At 25.6% G+C, this 2062-nt stretch carries 3 protein-coding genes; all 3 read right to left on the bottom strand.

Annotation, left to right across the window (positions count from 1 at the left end; all coding sequences use genetic code 11):
• Positions 1 to 201: hypothetical protein (locus CD111_RS12580; protein WP_158245706.1), on the bottom strand; the 201-nt coding region annotated here is incomplete at its 3' end.
• Between the two features lie 30 nt (positions 202 to 231).
• Positions 232 to 567, bottom strand: coding sequence for a hypothetical protein (locus tag CD111_RS11505; protein ID WP_095089545.1), 336 nt, complete (start codon positions 565 to 567; stop codon positions 232 to 234).
• Between the two features lie 551 nt (positions 568 to 1118).
• On the bottom strand, positions 1119 to 2062 hold a 944-nt coding region (locus tag CD111_RS11500; protein WP_206124259.1), incomplete at its 5' end, for a lipopolysaccharide biosynthesis protein.

Below are 2062 nucleotides of genomic sequence, written 5' to 3'. Positions count from 1 at the left end.
CAATATTATTCTATCTGCTCTTTTTTTACTAACTTTTACTGGTATCTTCTTATTTTGAATTTCAACTTCAAATAATTTTGTATTGAACCAAAAATAATTTTTATATCTAAATTCAATAAGAATTTGGCTAGTTGTTTGATTAACAGATATATAATCAAATCTTCTTACCAGTCGTTTTTTTATATTGTATAAAGCGTCCATTCATAAATCCTCTCTTTATATAAAATGAATTTACTGATTCTCTTCCATCCACACTGATTCTTCATATGCATTGACCGCTTCTTGATAGTTATTACTTCGTGGTAAAATTCCCTTTTCTACCGCTTTGTTGTATGCGCCCATTTTGATCTCTTCGTCTTTGTCGCTATAAATAATTTCTGCTAGATCTTGTTTATTTTCTATCCGTAATTCATCTTGTTGTCGCTTCGGTTTTTCTTTCGTTTTCTTATTTGTTCTATCATGTTTTGAGACTTCTAAATCTTTTTCTTGCAAAGATTCGGATGCCATTAAATATCCTGAAAATACCGTGAAACAAATTACAAATACAATTAAAAGTAAATTTTTCATACTTTCCCCTCATCCCACAATATATCTCATCTTTATTATTAAACAACATAAAATCAATTTTGTAAAATTGAATTTTTACCTATCTTTATTATTTTTTCAATAAAAAAGGATATGAGTTTTTATAAGTTGTTTATATCCCATTTAATGTAATTAATTTCTAGTAATCAATACTTTTCTTTAATATTAATAATCATAATTCTTATTCTTTACACATAAGCGCTTACATAATTTATTATCAATACTTTTAATATCTATCATCGTCTTTACTTATATTTAAATTCAGCCTTAATTGTTATATACCAAAATAATATTTTTACAATATTTTTATTAATGGGTTTAATTACCAGTGAATTGCTCGGATATTTATTGTGTAATATTTTTCTAGATTTTTTTTGCAAAATAAAAAACCTTTCACTAAATTCATTTAAAATGAATTCAACAAAAGGTTTTTATTTGAGAAGCATATCTTACTCATTAGAACTAAAAATTAATGTAATTAAGATGATACATGTAGGAAATTGTATATAAGTTATAATCTAGAAATTGAAATCTTATATCAAATTCTTATATAACATCACTATATATTTATTTTTGAGCAACATGCTTATAACTAAATATATAAAAATACCACAAAAGATATTACAAATCGTGTAATACCAAACATTTGGGAAATGATTTGATATCCAAATGACAATCCCATACATAATCAACGAAGCTATTAGGCTCTTAAATATATGGTCAAAATAGATTTGAATTTGCTCTTTGAATAATTCTTTCAAATTCAAAATGAGTAGTATAGCTTCTGTCATAATTCTTGCTATAGCTGCGCCGTAAATACCATAACTAGGGATGAGTGCGATACTTAACAGCAAATTAAAGGCAATTCCAAAGAGTACCGTTATATTATAAAATTTTAGTTTATTATTAAGCATCAAATATTGACGACTAATTAACATGTTTAAAGGGACGATTACTAATAATATGGCAACAACATTCATCAACGAAACAGTTTCATAAAATTCATCACCAAAAAACCAACTATAAAATCCAGGCATTATTCCAACCATCCCCAAAGCCATAGGAATAGTAATTGCTATTTGAATATTGATATTGTTTTCTAGTAATGTTCTCGGTATATTTTCATTTTTTATTGTAGATAGTTTAATCATTCTAGGGATCATCACTAAATCAATTGTATTTATAAATATTATCGCTACCATTAAAATATTTAATGTATTTGCAAATATACCCACTTTCTCATATGTTTGGCTTATTCCTAAAATGACATTGGCGATTACTGTATACAAAAATAAATATCCGTTTGCGAGTATGTATCGAAATGATTGCTTTATAATATAAATCACTTTATTCCAGTCTACATGGATATACTTTATATAATTTTTTAAATTTAAAATTAATGGTAATTGATTGATCACTGTCGCACTACTTAGAATAAATACATACGCATTCATATCTTCTTTATTATTAATAATGA

This window comes from Mammaliicoccus stepanovicii, assembly GCF_002902525.1.
Taxonomy (GTDB): Bacteria; Bacillota; Bacilli; order Staphylococcales; family Staphylococcaceae; genus Mammaliicoccus; species Mammaliicoccus stepanovicii.
The sequence above is the reverse complement of the archived record's forward strand: the minus strand, read 5'-3'. Positions and strand labels throughout refer to the sequence as shown.